Source organism: Xanthomonas sp. LMG 12462, assembly GCF_009192885.1.
Classification (GTDB): domain Bacteria; phylum Pseudomonadota; class Gammaproteobacteria; order Xanthomonadales; family Xanthomonadaceae; genus Xanthomonas_A; species Xanthomonas_A sontii.
Genome location: NZ_NMPP01000013.1, coordinates 102,624 through 121,220, shown reverse-complemented (window position 1 = coordinate 121,220; position 18,597 = coordinate 102,624). Strand labels below are relative to the sequence as shown.

Annotated in this window: 17 protein-coding genes; 3 read left to right on the top strand and 14 right to left on the bottom strand. The window is 66.9% G+C overall.

Annotated features, from left to right (window positions below; genetic code table 11):
• Positions 1-167: 167 nt before the first annotated feature.
• Complete coding sequence (locus tag CEK69_RS04555) at positions 168-479, bottom strand: DUF3817 domain-containing protein (RefSeq protein ID WP_193313900.1); 312 nt, start codon at positions 477-479, stop codon at positions 168-170.
• A gap of 228 nt (positions 480-707) precedes the next feature.
• On the bottom strand, positions 708-2,795 hold the full coding sequence (locus CEK69_RS04550) for a beta-galactosidase (protein WP_152244113.1): 2,088 nt from the start codon (positions 2,793-2,795) through the stop codon (positions 708-710).
• 333 nt (positions 2,796-3,128) lie between these two features.
• Here CEK69_RS04550 and CEK69_RS04540 point away from each other — a divergent pair, with 333 nt between their 5' ends.
• Entirely contained in the window at positions 3,129-4,346 is a 1,218-nt protein-coding gene (locus CEK69_RS04540; protein WP_193313894.1) for a glycoside hydrolase family 30 beta sandwich domain-containing protein, read from the top strand.
• A gap of 130 nt (positions 4,347-4,476) precedes the next feature.
• Here CEK69_RS04540 and CEK69_RS04535 read toward each other — a convergent pair whose 3' ends face one another.
• From CEK69_RS04535 to CEK69_RS04520, 4 genes are all read right to left on the bottom strand, one after another.
• The gene (locus tag CEK69_RS04535; protein ID WP_152244109.1) at positions 4,477-5,301 is read right to left on the bottom strand and encodes an alpha/beta hydrolase; all 825 of its coding nucleotides are present in this window, start codon (positions 5,299-5,301) and stop codon (positions 4,477-4,479) included.
• A 101-nt stretch (positions 5,302-5,402) separates the two neighbouring features.
• Positions 5,403-6,779 (bottom strand): type II toxin-antitoxin system HipA family toxin YjjJ, encoded by a 1,377-nt coding sequence (gene yjjJ, locus CEK69_RS04530; protein ID WP_152244107.1) that lies wholly within the window; start codon positions 6,777-6,779, stop codon positions 5,403-5,405.
• Between the two features lie 213 nt (positions 6,780-6,992).
• A complete protein-coding gene (locus tag CEK69_RS04525; protein WP_152244105.1) occupies positions 6,993-7,628 on the bottom strand; it encodes a DUF2076 family protein in 636 nt (211 codons plus the stop codon).
• A gap of 214 nt (positions 7,629-7,842) precedes the next feature.
• Complete coding sequence (locus CEK69_RS04520) at positions 7,843-8,046, bottom strand: hypothetical protein (protein WP_152244103.1); 204 nt, start codon at positions 8,044-8,046, stop codon at positions 7,843-7,845.
• A 312-nt stretch (positions 8,047-8,358) separates the two neighbouring features.
• Here CEK69_RS04520 and CEK69_RS04515 point away from each other — a divergent pair, with 312 nt between their 5' ends.
• Complete coding sequence (locus tag CEK69_RS04515) at positions 8,359-8,910, top strand: RNA 2'-phosphotransferase (RefSeq protein ID WP_152244101.1); 552 nt, start codon at positions 8,359-8,361, stop codon at positions 8,908-8,910.
• Between the two features lie 114 nt (positions 8,911-9,024).
• Here CEK69_RS04515 and CEK69_RS04510 read toward each other — a convergent pair whose 3' ends face one another.
• Complete coding sequence (locus tag CEK69_RS04510) at positions 9,025-9,993, bottom strand: polysaccharide deacetylase family protein (RefSeq protein WP_152244099.1); 969 nt, start codon at positions 9,991-9,993, stop codon at positions 9,025-9,027.
• 124 nt (positions 9,994-10,117) lie between these two features.
• Positions 10,118-10,927 (bottom strand): hypothetical protein, encoded by an 810-nt coding sequence (locus tag CEK69_RS04505; protein ID WP_152244097.1) that lies wholly within the window; start codon positions 10,925-10,927, stop codon positions 10,118-10,120.
• A gap of 222 nt (positions 10,928-11,149) precedes the next feature.
• Here CEK69_RS04505 and CEK69_RS04500 point away from each other — a divergent pair, with 222 nt between their 5' ends.
• Positions 11,150-12,124, top strand: coding sequence for an alpha/beta hydrolase-fold protein (locus CEK69_RS04500; RefSeq protein WP_152244129.1), 975 nt, complete (start codon positions 11,150-11,152; stop codon positions 12,122-12,124).
• Between the two features lie 174 nt (positions 12,125-12,298).
• Here the strand turns inward: CEK69_RS04500 and CEK69_RS04495 are convergent, their stop codons facing one another.
• The 6 genes from CEK69_RS04495 to CEK69_RS04470 all read right to left on the bottom strand — a co-directional run bounded on the left by CEK69_RS04495 (position 12,299) and on the right by CEK69_RS04470 (position 18,465).
• Positions 12,299-13,198: a hypothetical protein gene (locus CEK69_RS04495; protein ID WP_152244095.1), complete on the bottom strand. Its 900-nt coding sequence runs from the start codon at positions 13,196-13,198 to the stop codon at positions 12,299-12,301.
• Between the two features lie 170 nt (positions 13,199-13,368).
• Entirely contained in the window at positions 13,369-14,148 is a 780-nt protein-coding gene (locus CEK69_RS04490; RefSeq protein WP_017907998.1) for an SPFH domain-containing protein, read from the bottom strand.
• Positions 14,149-14,347: 199 nt separating this feature from the next.
• The gene (locus tag CEK69_RS04485; protein WP_152244093.1) at positions 14,348-15,172 is read right to left on the bottom strand and encodes a hypothetical protein; all 825 of its coding nucleotides are present in this window, start codon (positions 15,170-15,172) and stop codon (positions 14,348-14,350) included.
• Between the two features lie 115 nt (positions 15,173-15,287).
• Positions 15,288-15,773, bottom strand: a complete 486-nt coding sequence (locus CEK69_RS21195) for a hypothetical protein (RefSeq protein WP_226975032.1) — start codon at positions 15,771-15,773, stop codon at positions 15,288-15,290.
• A gap of 128 nt (positions 15,774-15,901) precedes the next feature.
• Positions 15,902-16,750, bottom strand: coding sequence for a hypothetical protein (locus CEK69_RS04475; RefSeq protein WP_152244091.1), 849 nt, complete (start codon positions 16,748-16,750; stop codon positions 15,902-15,904).
• Complete coding sequence (locus tag CEK69_RS04470; RefSeq protein WP_193313893.1) at positions 16,729-18,465, bottom strand: S41 family peptidase; 1,737 nt, start codon at positions 18,463-18,465, stop codon at positions 16,729-16,731. The genes CEK69_RS04475 and CEK69_RS04470 overlap by 22 nt, the downstream gene beginning before the upstream one ends.
• Positions 18,466-18,597: the final 132 nt, after the last annotated feature.

Below are 18,597 nucleotides of genomic sequence, written 5' to 3'. Positions count from 1 at the left end.
GGGTGTCGGCATTGGCGGGGGCGGTCGTCGTTTGCGTTTGCCCATGGCCTCCTCGCCTGCACTGGGGACAGCATTCTAGAGAGCTGCCGGAGAATACAGTCACAACGCACTACCGATGCAGCGCAGCGCACAGGGCAAGATGTCTCGCCTGCGCCGCAGCGCCTGCACTATTCCACGGCACGCTGCCCTGGCGCGCCGAGCAGGCCGATCCGGCGGAACCACAGTTCCAGCGGCACCGTGACCAGCGGCGGCAGCGCCGCCAGCAGGCTCAGCGCCCACGCCCACCAGGGCCAGCGCAACCGCAGCGCCGCGAGCAGGCTGGCGACCACATACAGCAGGAACGCCACGCCATGCAGACGGCCGAACAGCCACACGCCCAGCTCGGTGGTCTGGGTGCCGTACTTGAGCAGCATGCCGAGCAACAGGCCGGCCCAGGTCAGGCCTTCGAACACGGCGGCAGCGGCGAACAGCCGGCCCATCGGCGACAACGGACGGGAAGAAGACAAAGACACACGCAACTCCAGTGAGGAAACGAGGCCGCGACGCGATGGCGGCGGCGACGCCCGCTGGCACCTGCATTGTAGAGCGTGTCCTTGCGCGTGGCGCACGGACGCGACGCGGCCACGGCAAGCGCGGCACAGGTGAGCCCACCGCACCGATCCTTCATCGCAGGGCCAGCGGTGCGCCGCAGCGCACCGCCGCAGTCGTCAGCGACGCTGTTCCAGCACCGCCACGTCGTCGGGCGCCAGTTGCACCGTGTCGTTGCTCGGCGTCGGACCCAGCAGCGCGCGCATCGGCGCCGGCAGCCGCACGGTGTGCGCGGTGGCGCCGTGGTTGATCAGCACCACGATGCGGCGCGCGCCGTCGCTGCGCACGCCCACTTCCACATCCTCCGGCACATCGGCCAGCGGCGCCTGCACCCCGGCGTCGCGCAACCAGTCGCCGGTGAGGCGATCCAGCGTGGCGTCGTCGAACCAGCCGCCGACATAGCTGATGCGGCCCTTGCCGACGCGCCGGGTCAGCAGTGCCGGCGCGCCGTCCAGCCATCCATTGGCTGCGCCGTACTGCAGCGGTGCGGTGGTTTCGGCGGCGGTGGCCTGCAACTGTTCGGCCCAGATTTTGGCGCTGCCGTCGGCGCCCGCACCGGCCAGCGGGATCGGCTTGTCCAGCGCATAGAACTGCTCCACGCGCCCACCGAGCAACGCCGCCAGCGGACCAGGCTGGCGCTGCGGATGCAGTCCGTTGTCTATGTCCTTCATGCCGCTGCGCGGCCCCAGCACCAGATGCCCGCCGTGTTCGACATAGGCCTTCAGCCGCTGTGCCTGCGCCTCGGTCAGCACGTTCAGCGCCGGCGCCACCACCAGCTTGTAGCGCTCCAGTGGCGCCATCGCCGAGACCACGTCGACCACCTGCGCCTGCTGCCGCAGCGGCCGGTAGAAGCTCTTCATCTGCACGACCGGATCGAAGTCGGCCGCGTGCTTCTGGAAGCCGATCGCCCAGCGGCTGTCGAAGTCGTTGATCAGCGCCACCTGCGCCTGCGGCGTGGTGCCGGCCAGCGCCGGACCGGCCTTGGCGAACTCCGCGCCGACCTGCTGGATCTCCGCATACACCGGCACCGGCGTGCCGTCGGCGCCGACCAGGGTGCCGTGGTATTCCTCCTGCCCGTTGGGCGCGGCGCGCCACTGCCAGTACGAGACCGCATCGGCGCCATGCGCCACCGCCTGCCACGCCATCGCGCGTACCTGGCCCTTGCGCAGCGCCACGTTGGTTGCGCGCCAGTTGACGAAGCCCGGCTGGGTTTCCATCACCCAGTAGTTGCGCTGCTTGTAGCCGCGGGTCAGATCGTGGCGGGCGGCGTTGTCGACCCAGTCGTAGCGCTCGCCGGCGACGTAGTCGTCCCAGGCGGCGATGTCGAGCACGTCGTGCACGGTGTAGGCGTCGAAACCGGCGAACCAGCCCATGGTGTTGGTGGTGATGAACTGGCGCGGATCGGCATGCGGGCGGATCGCGTCGATCTGGTTGCGCGAATAGTCGGCCCAGGTGTCGCTGACGAAGCGCTTCCACTCCAGCAGCAGCGCCGGATTTTCCTCGTCCTCGCGCACCGGGATCTGCGCGAAGTCGCTGTAGGTCTGGCTCCAGTAGGCGGTGGCCCAACGCTGGTTGAGCGCCTCGATGCTGCCGTACTTGCGCTGCAGCCACGCGTGGAACTGCACCTTGGCCTCGGGATCGAACGAGGACTGCGCGTACTCGTTGTCCAGTTGCCAGCCGACCACGTGCGGGTTGTGCCCGTAGCGCTGCGCCATCTGCTCGGCGATGGCATGCGCGAAGCGCCGGTAGCGGGTGCTGGCGAAGGAGAACTGCTGGCGGTTGCCGTGCTCGTCGCGCACACCGTCCTGGCTGACCCGCAAGGTGTCCGGATAGGTCTGGGTCAACCACGCCGGCGGCGCCGCCGTCGGCGTGCCCAGCACCACCACCATGCCGTGGCGCGCGGCCGCGGCGATGGCGCGGTCCATCCAGTCGAAGTCGTACTGCCCTTCGCGCGGCTCCATCCGGCTCCAGGCGAACTCGCCGATCCGCACCACGCGCACGTGCGCCGCCTGCATCAGCGCCAGATCGTGCTCCCACTGGGCCTCCGGCCACTGCTCCGGATACCAGGCCACGCCCAGCAACAGCGGCGCGACGTCGCGATAACGGGTGGCCTGCGCCTGCGCCAGCATCGGCAGGCAGAGCAGAATCGACAGCATCGCAGCGAACAGGGCAACGCCGCAGCGTTGCGGAACACGGAACAGTGGCATGCGCAACACCTTCGCAAGAGGAAACGCCGGCACGCCCCCTGCGCTGTGCCAGCGCCTGCATTGTGCGCAGTTTTGCCATGCGCGCACTTGTGCATCTTGCGGCGTTTGCGCGCGCAACTGCGCACAATCCGCACGCCGTACCTCACCGCGTAACGCATGATGCGCCAACGCTGCATCGCGTATCCAGCGCGACCCGTGCACCGATGTGGACTGAGGACGCCGTTGTGCTCGCGTTGCGCCACCGGTCTCACTTGAACGCTTTGGACGATCGCGACATTGAAATGGTCATCTGCGCTGGCTAGCGTCACGCCTCCCCCAACCGCTGGACACGCCATGAAGACCCCTCGTTTGCTCGGCACCTTGCTTGCCGCAGCCGCCACGTTGTTCTCGGCCGGCACTGCCCTGGCGCAGACCGTCACCGTCAATCCGTCCGAAGTTCACCAGACCATCCAGGGCTTCGGCGGCATGAACGGCGCCGGCTGGGTCGCCGATCTCACACCGGCCCAGGTCGACCTGGCGTTCGGCAGCGACACCGGGCAGATCGGCCTGTCGATCATGCGCATGCGCATCGATCCGTCCAGTTCCGGCTGGAGCCAGCAGGTGCCGTCGGCGGTGCGGGCCCGCGCGCACGGCGCGGTGCTGCTGGCCACGCCGTGGTCGGCGCCGGCCTACATGAAGTCCAACAACAGCCTCAACAACGGCGGCAAGCTGCTGCCCCAGTACTACGACGCGTACGCCAAGCACCTGCTGGATTTCACCGCCTACATGGACAGCAAGGGCGCACCGATCTACGCCCTGTCGCTGCAGAACGAGCCGGACTGGCATCCGGACTACGAGTCGGGCGACTGGAACGGCACCGACTTCCTCAATTTCATCAGCGCGCAGGGCGCGAAGTTCGGCAAGTTCAAGCTGCTCGCCGCCGAGTCGCTGGGCTTCAACACCGCGCTGACCGACCCGGTGCTCAACAGCAGCGCCGCCCAGTACCTGTCCATCGTCGGCGGCCACCTGTATGGCGTGCAGCCCAAGGACTACCCGCTGGCGCGCAGCAAGGGCAAGCAGCTGTGGATGACCGAGCACTACACCGACAACACCGACGGCAACGCCTGGCCGTCCGCGCTCGGCGTGGGCAGCGAACTGCACAACAGCATGCTGGCCAACTACAGCGGCTACATCTGGTGGTATATCCGCCGCAGCTACGGGCTGATCGCCGAGAACGGCACGGTGAGCAAGCGCGGCTACGTGATGTCGCAATACGCACGCTTCGTGCGTCCGGGGTCCGTGCGCATCGGCGCCACCGCCGCGCCGTATAACGACGTCGCCGTCAGCGCCTACAAGACCCCGAGCGGCAAGCTGGTTCTGGTGGCGGTCAACACCGGCACCCAGCATCGGCAGATCACCGTGCGCGTGCCCGCCGGCAGCGCCACCGCGTTCACCAAGTACAGCACCTCGTCCAGCCTCAACGTCGGCTACGGCGGCAAGTACAGCGTCGCTTCGGGCCAGACCGTGGTCTATGTCGACCCGCAAAGCGTGGCGACGCTGGTCGGCGAGTGATCGTCGCGATGGTTTGAATTTGTTGGATCGACCCGCGGCAGCCCGGCGCTGCCGCGGGCGTTTCGGGAGTACTGTCCACGTCGTCGCGGTGCCACGCCGTGAGCGTCGGCACCGAGATACGCCCCAGCGATCAGCCCAGCTTGGCCAGGAACCCCAACAGCGCCTGATTGAACTCCTCGGCATGACTGGTGTTGCAGCCATGCGGCGCATCCCTCAGCAACACCACGTCGCTGCCGGCGATGGCGCGATGGGTGCGCTGGCCCGAGCCTTCGTACGGCACCGTGGCGTCGGCATCGCCGTGCAGCACCAGGGTCGGCACGTCGACCTTCTTGAGGTCCTCGCGGAAATCGGTGGTGCCGAACGCCTGCATGCAGCCCAGCGCCGCGGTCTGGTCGCTCTGCAGGCATAGCGCGATCGCCTCCTGGCGCTGCGCCTCGCTGACCTTCAGCGTGCCGTGGGCGCTGAAGAAGCCGCGGGTGAAGTCATCGAAGAACGTCTCGCGCGAGGCCTTCAGCCCCTGCTCCATCTCCTGCGCCTGCTCCTTGCTCAGCGGCCCTTCCGGATTGTCGTCGGTCTTGAGCATGTACGGCGGCACCGCGGAGGCGAACACTACCGCTGCCAGCTTCTCGGTGCCATGCCGCGCCACGTAGCGCGCCACCTCGCCACCGCCCATCGAGAAGCCGACCAGCACCGCCTCGCGCAACTGCTTGTCTTCGATGATGCCGGCCAGATCGTCGGCCAGGGTGTCGTACTCGTAGCCGTCGGCCGGCTTCTCCGAACGGCCGAAGCCGCGACGATCGTAGGCGATGACCCGGTAGCCGGCCTGCTGCAGCGGCCCGACCTGGTCCTTCCACGCCTCGGCCGACAGCGGCCAGCCATGGATCAGGATCACCGGACGACCGGCACCGCCGGTATCTTCGACATGCAGACGGACACGTGTGCTGGTGGCAGCCATGGGCAGGACCTCGTGGTGGGGAGTCACGGCAGCTTCCACTGCCGCATGTCCGGCCCGCGTGAGGGCGATGTGTCGGGTGATTTAACGCTGCGCGAAAGCGCTCAACCGATCCGCGGCAGGGCGCGGGTCAACTGCGCCAGCGCGTCCCGCGCAATGCTGTGGAATGCCGCGGACACATGCACGTCCTCGATGACACGCTCCCAGAACGGCACCGCCATGCCGGCCGCCGCACGCCAGTCGTCGCGCTGGTCTGGTGTCGGCAACGGCACCACATAGGCGCGCTCCACCACCTCGCCGCTGGCCGCGGGTCGGAACGCCATCGGCAACATGTCGTAGATCGGCGCCAACGCCAGCGGCAAGGCATCGCCCAGCATCAGGCCAGCGTTGCCCAGATGCATGTCGTTGTTGCCGATCAAGGCGCCGAACCAACCGCACACGCGCAGGCGCTGCGCATCTGCGTCGCTCAGCCAGCCTTCGCGCTGCAGTTGCGGTGCGAACGACCACCAGTCGATGCGCCCATGGCCGAAGTAGGCCGCATCCACCGCAGCCAACGAGACGAAGCCGCGCCGTCCCAGCACAGGCGTGCGGTCGAACCGCGTGGACTGCAGGAACACGCGACCGTCGCTCTCGAGCAGTTCGCTCTCGACGGCAGCGATGCCGTGCGCACGCAGGATGTCGCTGGCCAGGTGTTCACACCGCAGCAGGTCGCTCCAACGCTGCGCGGCCGGCGTGCCGGCACGCTCGCTGAACTTGACGATGACCGCCGTGTAGCCGCCTTCCGTGTGCAGGATTGCGGTGAACTTCGGTTGTTCGCCTCCTGCCGACGAGCCCACCGCCTCGCCACGCAAGACGGCATCGGCGCGCTGCGGATAATGCTGGGATCGCTGCGCCTTCTCCAGCGCATCAGCCGGCTGCAGGGCGGCCTGTTGCGCACGCTGCAAAGCGAACTCGCCCAGGACCAGGTCGCCGGGCTGATCGTCGCCATGCCGCAGCAACGACAGGACGACATCGTCAGGCTGCCAGCGCTGCAGATCCTGCGGCGCGCAGATGTCTTCGGCGACGCGCCGTGCGAAGGCACGGCCGAGGAAGCCTTGCGGGCGCTGATCGTCCAGGAACCACGGCAGCCCCGGGAACACGCCATCGGCGAATTCACCATGCACCAGAACCGGTCGCGCGTTCTGCGGAACGAACAGAAATCCATCGCCGTGCATGGCATGGAGATCGCCAAGCGTCTCGGCGCGCCCGTCAGGACGCAGACGGAACAGGGGCCAGCGTCGGCCTGCCCGGCCCAACGTGCGGCTGAGCGCGTAGCGCGTGGCGCGCGCCTTGCCGATCCGCAGCACCTGATCGCCGGCAGCGCTGAGCAGACGCGAGACCGTCGGCTGGCTGATGCCGAGCGCCGCTGCGATACCAGGCGCCGTCGCTGCCCCCTCATGGCGCAGAAAAGCAATCAGATCGCGTAGCCGGGCCTCGCTCATTCCCGGATTGAATAGATTTATGAATAGATAGTCAAGAGAACTAGACCTGTAAGTGACTGTATTATTTGAAACTTACTTTGATACCAGCCCATTGAAGACTGCTTTTTTGAATAGATTCCTGAAGCGATGGATGGCCAGCCTGCCGAATCTCAGGCGAGCGCCCTACCGGCGCTCGCCTGACTGCTCGATCAGGCAGCAATGCAAGCGACGAGGTTACGTCCAGTTGTCGTTACCGAAGTCGCCGTCGTCCTGGAAGTCCTGGCCCATGTCCTGCTGCGGCGTGTCGTCGTAGTAGTTGTTGGTGATGTTCTCGACCACGGTTTCCTGCGGAGCGCCGCCGCCGAACAAACCACCGCCGTGGTGGCCGCCCAGCAGGCTTTCCACGCCCTCGAACAGGAACATGCCGCCGGCCACGCCGGCCGCCGTGGTGGCCGCGGTGCTGAGGAAGCTGGGGCCACGCGCGGCGGCCGGTGCCGGCGTCGGCTCCGCGGCCGCAGCGCCACCGCCGAACCAGCGCTCGCGCCAGCCGGGCGCACCGGCGCCCGCGACGCCTGTGGTGGCGGGCGCCGGGGGCAACGGCGGCGGCGCCGCATTGAAGCCCTGGCCCAGGAAGCTGGCCGGCGGCGGCGGGGGCGTGGCCGCCTGCTGCAACTGCGCGATCTGCGCCTTGGCGGCCTCCAGCGCGTGCTCCAGCAGCAAGGTGCGCTGCACCAGCAGATACGCGGCATCGGGTTGATCGGCCAGGCGCGCGTGGATCAGCGCGTCGGCCTGCGGATCTTTGGCCACCCCGCCGGCGCTGCGCAGGCGCGCCAGGAAGTCTTCGAGAAGCTGCTGTTCTTGCGGAGTCATACCCGTACCTGGATGCGATGACCGGCCCTGTGCCGGCATGGCACGGTATGGGCATCGCCCGGCGCAGACCAAGGGTGCGTCCGAGCTCCGGTGTATCGGCATTCATCAATCACGCGCGCCGGGAAAACCAGCCCGGCGGCCGCACTGGCGAACTCCGACATTCTTCCGACAACGCGCGCCAGGTACACCCCCACTCCAAGCGCACACGCCGTGATTATTCCACGTCGATGTCCGAACTGCAGGAGGACGTCGCATGCGGCAGCCGCGCCGCCCACATGTTGTCGACCAGGTTCGGATACGGGCGGCCGTTCTCCTCGGCGCGCTGCTTCGCCGCTTCCTTCTGCGACGACGACAAGGGCTGGCTGCGCTGACCGCGCGGATTCGGCTTCTTCCACGGAGGCGTCTTGGACGAGGACATGGGCGTCAGGGTGAGCGGAGAGGAGCCATCGTCATCTGGCCATGCGTGCGTGGAGGGTGAAGGTGCCAGCGGTCGGCTGTGCCGACACTTAGCCGTTCAACATCTTGCCGGCGGAGGTGCGGCACCCCCCTTCGTCTTTACATCAAACTCGCCAGACACCGGCTTGATTGGCGATCCTCGCACTCCACGACGCGTAAGATTGCACCGCGCCAACTCGAGCCCACGCTGCATCACCTCCACCGTTGCCAGCCAACTGAGCGGAAGCCACTATCGGCGTCGCCGAGCGATGGTTGGAATTGTTTAGCCACCGGAATGCATAAGAGCAAGCAACACACAGACATCAGCAAGTTCCTCAGCTTTGTGCTTCGCCACGAGCCACAGGCCGCTGGCATTACCCTCGACAGCGAAGGCTGGGCGGAGGTCGATGCATTGATCGCAGGTGCTGCGCAAAGCGGCAGGACGCTCGACGCAGACCTCATTCGCGCCGTGGTGGACAGCAGCGACAAAAAGCGTTTTGCGCTCTCGGAAGATGGCCGGCGCATCCGTGCTGTCCAGGGCCATTCGACTGAGAGCGTCGCCATTCAGTACGACGCCAAGGTGCCGCCAGAGTTCCTCTACCACGGCACCGCCACACGGTTTCTGGACGCGATCCTGGCCGAGGGCTTGCGTGCGGGCCAACGGCATCACGTGCACCTGTCGCAGGACATCGCCACCGCGACCACGGTCGGGCAACGTCATGGCAAGCCGGTTGTCCTGAAAGTCGAAGCCCTGCGAATGCACCAGCAGGGCTTTGCCTTCTTTCAGGCGGACAATGGCGTCTGGCTCACCCAGGCAGTTCCGAGCAGCTTTCTTTCGGAAATCTAGTTCCTGTGGCTATCTCGCTTGGGCACCCATACCGCGTGTGCGACTGGGCAGCGACATCCAGGGACTCATAATCCTTTGCTCCGATTTGGCGGGCGTTACGAGACGATCCCTGCATTACTCCGAATCCACCCCCGCCAGCGCGAACACCCACCGCGGCACCACGGGTTCACCAGCATAGAAGTCCTTGGGCTTGTCCTCAGCCATCGCCCAACGGTGCAGCCAACTAATCCCGCCGGGGCCAGTGTAGCCCTCGGCATGGGTGTAGGCAGGGTCGCGCAACGCTTCATCCAGGGAAATGAAGGCGTAGCCGCGACGGCGCGTGGCCGCGACCAGATCCGGGAAGGCGGCCGCGTTGAGCGCATTGGCATGCATCAGCCACACCTGCGGGATGCGGCGGCCGAACAGGGCCTGCGATTCGTGCTCGAAGAAATCCAGCTTGTTGAGCATATACGGCACGTAGCCCTTGCGCAGCCGCAGCAGCATGGCATCGCGCGCCGGGCCTGCCGGCTCGTCCAGCACATGCGCGTAGGCGAACGCCCACACCCACTCGCCGCTGTCCACGGTGACCGGCGCGATGCGGTAGCCATGCGCGGCCAGGAACGCGTTGACCGCCTCGCGGTCGGCAACGCTGCGGCCGGTCGCTAGGTAGGGATGACGGAACCACTGCAGCGACTGGCCACGCTCCGTGAGCAACGGCCGCAAGGTGCGCTCGCCACGCACGATCGCATCTTCGTACGCCGGGACGCCGACCTGGTGCAGGTTCACGTGGCCGTAGGTGTGGTTGCCCAGCGCATAGCCGGCATCCAGCCAGTCGCGCAGCATCGCCACGCGTTGCGGCTGCACTTGACCGTCCTGCTCCAGCTTGTCCTCGTTGACGAAGCCGACGATGGGCACCTGCGCCTGCCGCAGCGAGGCCATCAATTGCGCATGCAGCGCCGGCAACTGGGCCGGCGGCGTCTGCTCGATGCGCTGCCACGGCAGGTCGTCGATGGTTACCGCGATGCGGCGCGTGTCGTCCTGGGCCTGGGCGAATGCGGCGACGCACAGCAGGGCCGGTAGCAACAGGCAGCGAAGTACTTTCATCGGACGCCCCCGGTATGGAGTTGCCAGTCTATACGCACACATGCGGACGACACCAAGGAGCACCTGCCAGCTGGTTGCGCGCCCTGCCTGGCCGACTCTCCGGCAAGAGCCAGGCGCCGAAGATTCAACGCCCTGCGTACGCGTTGCCACGACCCTGAGAGCAGGCTAAAGAAGAGCGGCGTTCCAGGTTCCGAGCCAGCACCCTCACCAGCTGCTCGCGCGCCAAGCGCTTTCGTGCAGGCGACAGGGCCGGCAGGATCTCCACAAGCGCATCGCTGAGCGGCAGCGACCAGGTCGCCTTGGGGCCATCCATCGCCTCATCTCTTCGGATCCCAGGCACACCGTGGATCCACGCCAGCATGAACGGCTTCTGCGACTGCGAATGGAACACCAGCGGCGCCCCGCGTTCGGGCACGATGCGGATCGTCATGGACGGGCTATCGTCGGTCCATGGGATAGATTCGCCATAGAGCCGCTCGAGCGCGTCTCTCACGCCATCTCCATTCACTTGCGCGGCATGCAGTTGGCGCTGTTGTAGGGGTGGGCAATTCCGATCGACAAACAGCGCATTGCGGATTCTGGCGATGGTCGCCGGCGCCATCGCCCGCTGCTGCAACACGTCAAGCCCGGTCGCGCGGTCGATGCGAGGCCCGCGTGCCGCCGCGAACAGTGCCATCACCTTGTCCGTGGCGACCCGCTGCTCGGCGTGCCTCGCCCCATCCTTGTCCGACCAGCGCATGACGAACCCCATGCCGTTGCGCGCCGGAACCAAGTGGAAACGTTCATCGACGTACCCCCACCCCATGTATGTGTATTGGATCGAGACCGAGGCGATCCTGATCGGGACTTGCCGCCCGGCCGGCGCCGCAGCACTTCCTGCAGCAGGCAGCCAGAGCGATGCCACGGCAACGACGATGACCAACGCGATACGCATGCGATTCCCCCCAAGTGCAGGCAACCTAATCCACCTTTCATGCAGAAGGAAGCCGCCAGCGCCGGAATCTCCTTTTCGCAGGTCCAGTCGACACGGGCGGCAGGGAGCGCGGAGCGGATGCGCGCGCGATTCACAACACGCGAGGCGCCGGCACTCGCACCGCCATGGCACCATGCAGATGCGCCGACTCGCGCGCGGACCCGAACAAACGGAAACGACGGAATGAGGAAAGCGCTTTGGCTGGTCTGGACGTGCCTGCTGCTCGCCGGGTGCACGAACACGGCGCAGGCGCCCGCCGCAGCGGCAGCGGCGGCAAGGAAGGACGCCACCACGCAACCGGCACCACCTCCCGCACGCACAGTAGCAACGCAGCTCGGCGGTCAGCGCGGCAGCGGTGCGCCGTACGAACTGGCCGGGACCGAGGTGTGGGAGGTCCCCGATCCCGTGTCCGGCCGCACCTACCAGGTGTTCGTGGCGTTGCCTGCCGGCTATGCCGACCATCCCGAGCGGCGCTACCCGGTGCTGTATGCCACCGATGCCGACTATGCGTTTCCGGTGGCGCGGCAGATTGCGCGGCGCTTGAACGGCGAAGGTCCGGCTATCGAGGACTTCATCCTGGTCGGCTTGTCGTATTCACTCGGCGATGAGCCGATGCCGAGCCGGCGCCGCGACTACACGCCCACCACCGAGGCCGGCGATGTTGCGGCCGCCGGTGCTACTCACGGGGGTTCCAGCACCTACATTGCCTACTTGCGAGATCAGGTGCTGCCCTTCGTCGCGCAACGCTATCGCACCGATGAAGCAAGGCGCCTGTTCCTTGGCCATTCCTACGGCGGCCTGCTCGGTACGCAGATCCTGCTGAGCACACCCGAGCTGTTTTCCGGCTACATCCTGGGTAGTCCGTCGTACTGGTTCGGCGCGCATGCCATGCGCGCCGAGGAAGCGCGCTTCGCTTCCAGTCACCACGATCTTCCGGCACAGGTCTACATGTATGTCGGCGAGTACGAACAGCGCCGCTACGGCAAGCGCTACGACATGGTGACCGACGCGCAGCAGATGGTGCAGACCTTGCGCGGGCGGCACTATCCGTCGCTGCGCCTACAGTTGGACGTGCTGGACGACGAGGATCACCTGAGCGTTGCACCGCGTGGGCTTACCCATGGCTTGAAGTTTCTGCTGGGTGTTCCGCGGCAGTGAGGCGCGGCGCGCACGCCGCCGGTCGGGCGGATACTGCATCTCCACGGATGGCGTTGTCGCGGCTGAAGCCGTTCCCACAGGTGCCGGCCGGCCGCCGTTAAAGGTCTTCTAAAGCAACGCCATTTACTGGCACGTGTTCGCAGAGGTTTACTGAAGGCACCGCGCAACGGCCGCTCAATATTTCAGCGCATCCGCCGTCGGCGCCAACGGTGCAAAGCGTGCGCCGCTGAAATCGTGCAGCAACCGGAATACCTGGGCACCCCGCTGCGCCACCTCGCCGAAGTCGCTCTTGCGCAGACGATACAGCCCGCCCTCGCGCGCGAACACCAGGTCGCCGCCGTCCCAGTCGGCCCAGTCGCTGCCCGGCAGGTCGACCAGCACGGTGCCGTCGCGGTCCAGCACCCGGTGATCCTGGCCATACCAGGCATGGTTTTCCTGGCCGACCGCATGCAGCAGCGACTGCAGGCGGCGGCCGTTGGCGCCGAGCTTCTCGCGCACGCGCGGGCGGCTGAAGCGGAACAATGCGCCGCTGCGCAGCCCGCCACGTTCGCCCTCGCCGGCATCGCGCAACTGCCAGCCATCGCGCTCGCGCAGCACGCCGTCGATCGGCTCGTCCTCGCCGCCGCCCGAATGCGTGCCGAACGGCCGCACCTGCAGATGGTGCGGCAACTGGAAGCCGGCGGGCATCGGAAAAGGATCCCGCCCCTCGCGTGGCCGGTGATTCAACAACAAGGTCCGCTCGTCCTCGAACATCCCGCCGCCGCCCCAGCAGTCGCCCTTCGGCCACAGCGCCAGCGCGGTGAAGAACGGCGGCCGCGACAACGCGGTCCAGGTGCCGAAGTCGCCGCGCTGCTTGGAGGCGAAATACACCAGCAGCCGCCCCGACGGCGACAGATCGCACCGCCGGTCGTAGATGCGGCCCTTGAACCACTGACCGTGCACGAAGCTGTCGTCGCGCAGATCCCAGTGGATCAGCTGCACCTGCTTGCTCGGCCCGCGGCGGAAGATCACCCCGGTGCGGGCATCGCGCGCCAGCAGAGCGAACAGGCGGGTCGCCGGCGGGCGCTGCGACATTGAGGATTGTGCGGACTCCATCTGCGGATCTCCTCGCAGGACACGGCTGTCACAGTGGCAGACCCGCGGCACCGCGACAACCGCTGCCGGCGCGCCGCATTCGCGACGCGCATGCCACAACCGATGTCCGCGAGCGACGGGCCACTCGAGCCCGCCTCTACCGCGTCGTGCTACTTGGCGATCACCGACGTCCCCGACGGCACCATGTAGCAGGCCTGCGCCTTGGCACAGGCCTCAGCGTTGATCTCGGCGATCTGGCTGGCCAGGTACTGCTCCGGGGTCAGGCCCATGCGGTTGCGGTAGGCGTTGTCCGCATCGGCTTTGGCCACCTGCTCCTGCTCGCGCTGGCGCTCGGCGGTGGTGGCTTCCACCAGGGTCTTGACCCGCTGCTGCTGCGCCGCGGTCAGGTTCATCTGCTGCAGCACGTCGGGATTGGGACGGGCGCGGCCGAGGGTGATGTTCTGGATCTGGATCGGCAGGCCCTGCTCCTTGACCAAGGCACGCACGTTCTCGGTCACCGCCTCGTCGATCTTCCGTGCACTGTCCGGGTCGCTCATCATCCGCGTCATGTCGTAGCGCTTGACCTGATCGCGCACGATCGCCGCGTACTGGCTGGCGACGTTGTTCTTGAACCAGTCCTGCCCGAAGCCGGACAGCAACCGCGCCGGCGCGGTGATGCGGTATTGGATCTGCGTGGAGAAGTCCAACAGGATGTTGTCGCTGGACGAGAAGTCGTCGAAGGCCACCTGCACCGTCTGCGGCGTGGTGTCCACGTACACTGCCGACGTCGTCATCCAGGTGTAGGTGCGGCCGGGATCGCGCACATCGTCCAGGCGGATGCCGCCCTTGCCGAACAGCAGCGGCTTGTCCACCAGCACCGCCTGCTGCCCCGGATCGGGCGAGACCACGGTACAGCCGCACAGCAAGGCCGCCACGGCGGCGGCCAGCATGGAATGTTTCATCGATGCCCCCTGAAGGACGGCGCCGCGCGCCGTCGTGTGCGGGGGATGCTAGCGCATCGTGGGGGTGCAAGGCATCTGCTTGTTTGCCGACGCCAAGCAGGCGTCACTCGTCTCGCGCCGCGTGCTGCGTGCCGCGTGCTGCGCCCAAGGCTGACGCCGGCAGGCTGAAGCTCAGAAGACGTCAGCCTCAGTGTCTCGAACTGGCAGGCGCAATCGCGCGGCACTGTGCAAGCAACGCCGCACCGGCGGGGCTTTCCCTCGTCATGGGTCGGTCGCCGAAGGCCTGAAGTACCTCGGTCCGCACACGTTCGGCGCTCTCGGATGAGTCGACAAGATGCGGATCGTCCGACGCCACGCCGAAGCCCGGCAGCGCAGAAGGTTCCAGATGCCCCAATGCCACCAGTTGCCCGCACAGCCCGTAGTGGTAGGCGGCGTATTCGTTCCCAGCCAGCGACACGTCGCCAGCGGCGAACATGCCCACGTGGAAGCCCTCATGTGCCACCAGATCGGCGACGTTGGCCAGCGTCGCCTCTTCGCTCTGCAGCACCGGGGCGACGAGGACGAGCTTCGGCCCTCTGCCCACCCTGTAGAAGGTCGCCTGGTAGTCCACCCGACTGGGCACGACGAGCAACGTGATGGCGATATTCTGCACGTGCGACTGGGCGCTGACGAACGCGAGCGCCTCGGAGGCGACGTGGCAGATCCGCTCAGGCGTGCGCCCCAGTCCCTTGGCAAAGGCCACCTTGATGCGGCGATCGCTGCAGACGATGCGTTTTTCGAAGTGCACGGGCTGCGCGCGCCCCTGCGTCGCGACCTGAGAGCGTGTCAGGAACAAGCCCATCGCTTTGATGACACTGTGCTTGTTCATGCCCTCGACGGAGAGGCGCGGTGCATCCGCCGCTAGCGCTTGCGTGCAGATGAGTGCCACCCAGATGCATTGGAGGGCCAGCAGACGCGCCCAGCTGCAATTGCGCACGTTGTGCTGCAACCTCGTGACCGAGTCAACCCGCATCGAAAGCCATTCCCTGAGGTGCGTGGTCTAGAGGCCGCAGGTGCCCAGCACCCTGTGGCCCGGATGATCCAGTGGGAAGAGAGCGCATAGGCAACCTGTCGATCCGGCAGGACATCTACATCAGGTCCGAGTAATCGCCGATCTGATTGCAGATCTCCACAGGCGGCTCGGCCAACTCCACCAACCGGCGCTTGCGGGCCGCTGTGTCGCTCTTCGGTGACACGATGCGATACAGCAGATACAGGCGGCCCTGCACCTGCCAAAGACCAAACGTGGAGAGCTCTGAGAACTGGTACGCCGTGTCATCCAGCCGATGTGCAGTGAAGTTGCACTCGGCGTAGCTGCCCGAGCCACAACTGGCATCGAGCGACCGCAAGCCGTCCGTTCCTCGCAGATCGAAATGATAGGTAAGCCCCACCTCGCTCTCTATGATCGTTGGCGTGACCTGACGCGCGGACGACGGCCCTCCACCATCCCAATCGGCGGCTTGCTTACAGATTGCGTCTCCAGAGACTGCTGCCACAGCTTCGCTGGTAGAGACGTTGGCGCATCCGACCAAGAAGAAGCCGGTCAGCCCCAGCCAACAGCTTAGTTTCGCCATCGCCCCCTCCCGCTCCGGCGCCAGTGAAATAGCAGGTCTGGCTGACCTCCCACCAAAACGTAGCCGAGCGCGTGGCGCACTGTCCATCTCCACCAGCTTGACCTGGCCTACCAAGGGCCGCTTTTGGCTCACTCAAGGGCCGTCTGGCAGAAGTGTGCCATCGCTAGCCCCTCAGGTGCGTCTTTGGTCACCACCCCATCCCGCATGAATTGCATGAGGTCTTTCGTCGCCGAAATGCCCGCAACGTTCGACGCATTGACGCTGTCAGAAACCCCTTCGGCCCGCTTTGGAAGCGCAATGGATGGTAGATCCTTGCTCCTCACCCATCCCAGTGCCTGCAGTTGCGCACATGCACCCATCGTGTAAGCCAGGCGCTCTTCCTCTTGCATCTCGGACGTCGTGCCGCTGAGGCCACGCAGCAGGTGAAATGTTTCGTGTGCCGTCGTAGAGATGACATTCGCGGCAGTCAGGTCACTGTCCTTGTCTAGTGCAAATGCATAGCGCGCGCTTGCGCTGGCCGCCGTTGCCAGCGACGACGTGCGGGCAATGAGTTGTTGACCGGGGCTGATCAGATCCACCGTCAGCTTCAACTTCATGTCGGGCAAGTCGGACGCAGCGACGGCATACTGAAGTGCCGCCAGCACTGCACCACAGGCCGGCGCAGCATAGGGCTCTGCACTCTCCTGTCGTCGCAAGGCGACGTGCAGCGTTCCGCTGCGACACTCGTCAGTGACAGCGAACTTTTCGGCCGCGCGTGCGCTACCAGGCAACACGCTCACGGTTCTGACCACGAACACCGGCCCGATCCTGGTCACCGCCGTGGCGTGCGCGCCCTCTTTGGCGATCAAGTTGGCAGGTGGCACCTCGATCGAGGCGCAGGCAGGCAACAGCAAAAGCGCCATCGCCAGTGCGATGGCGCAGACGTGCCACCGCACCGCACGCACGGCATCCCGTATCAGCGCGACGTCGATGGCCACTGCTGACCCAGCGCCGCCACCGCGCGTTCGAGCACCGGGTCCTTGCCGTCGCGTAGGTCGGTGCGGGTCGGTGCGGCCACGATGTCCGGCAGCACGCCGACGCCGACGAAGTCGGTGCCGTCGGGGTAGCTGTCGCGTTTGACGCAGATCCGCGCCGAGCCGCCGCCGGGCAGGGCCAGCAGCAGCGGCTGCCCGGTGCTCCCACCGGTCGCCTGCCCCACCAATGGGCCGCGCCGCATCAGCCGGAACACCGCCGCCGTGTCCTCGCCGGCGGAGAACGTGCCCGCATCCACCAGCATCGCCACCGGGCCGGAATAGGCGTTCGGTTCGGGTGCCACCGGCTCTTGTTGCACCGGCCGCCATTCGATCAGCCTGGCCCCGCGTGCCTGTGCCAGCGACGAGCCGTTGTCGCGCTCGACAGAGCGCAGCGATGGCAGCGGCGCCGCGGCGACGTAGCGCAGGATCTGCAAGCCGAACCACGTGTTACCGCCACCATTACCGCGCAAGTCCAGGATCAGTCCGCGCGCGGCACGCACGCGTGGCAGTGCCTGCTTGAGCGCCTGCAGGCTGGCATCGTTCTCCAACTGCGGCACGCGCAGTACCGCCACACCATCGCGGCGAATGCGCAGCAGCGGGGCCTCCGGCATCTTCATCGTGGCGTAGCCGCTGCGGGTGGCATGCACCTCGCTGCGGTGCCCGTCTGCATGCTCCACCGACAGCAGTACCGGGGTAGCGGCATCGCCGGCCAGCAAGGCGTAGGTATACATACGCAACTGCAGGTCTTGTGGGGTGGAGCTGCTGATCTGCGGACGCACCACCCGCTGCGCGTACTGCTCCACCGGCTCGCCGTCGATCGCGAGGATGCGGTCACCGCGTGCCACCCCTTGGCGGCGCAGCGCGGCATCACTGACCGAGGTCACCACCACCTCCCCGTCCAGCCAGGCCGCCCGCAGCCCGGGACGGGCATACCAATGGTCCTCCAGCTCCTTGGGCGGCAGGATCCCGGTGTGTCCGTCGTGCAACTGCGCCAGGAAGCGCGCCAGCACGCGGTAGTAAGCGTCGGTATCCGCCGCGCGCTGGACCAGTGGCAGCGTCTCCAGGTACAGGCGATCCCAGTCCAGGTCCGGCACTTGGTCGAACCAGACGAAGCGATCGCGCGCGGCCATCCACACCTGCGACAACCCGGCCACGCGCTGGGCTTCGGTCAGCTGCGCGGCGTAAGGCACCACGATCGCGGGCGCCGTGGCATCACGCACTGCCAGCGCTTCGTGGCGCCGGACCTCGGCCAGGCGCGGGTCGTCCAGCAACGCCGCCGTGGCCGGGTCCTTGTCCACCACGAAGTCGATCAGCCCCTCATGCCAGGACATCGCGTCCAGGGCGCGCCAGGCCGCCACCGCCGCGTCGCGGTCGCCGAGCCACACCTGCACCCGTACTAGATCGCCCAGCAGGTTCAGGCGGCGGAAGCGCAGCGTCTTGCTGCCCTCGGCGAGCGCTGTAACCGTCGGATCGTCCAGATACTGCAAGCCCTGCTGCAGGGCATCGCGTGCCTGCAGCAGGTCCTCACGCGTGCTCTTGGCGCCGTGCTCGCTGAGCTGACTGGCCCGGTCGCGGAACGCGGTGGCCCGCGCATAGGCCTGATCGGCTGGCGTTTCCGCCGCCCCCACCGACGGCAACAGCAGCAACCACAACAGCGCACCCCATCCGTAGCTTCGCATCGCACCCTCGCGCTCGAGCGTTTGAATCGCAGGCCGCAGTATCGGGCATCTGCTGCGCGCGAGCATCTGGACGACGCTGGGCCGCTGCGGCGACCAAGGGACAAGAGCCTGTCATGAGCCGCACTTCCCTTT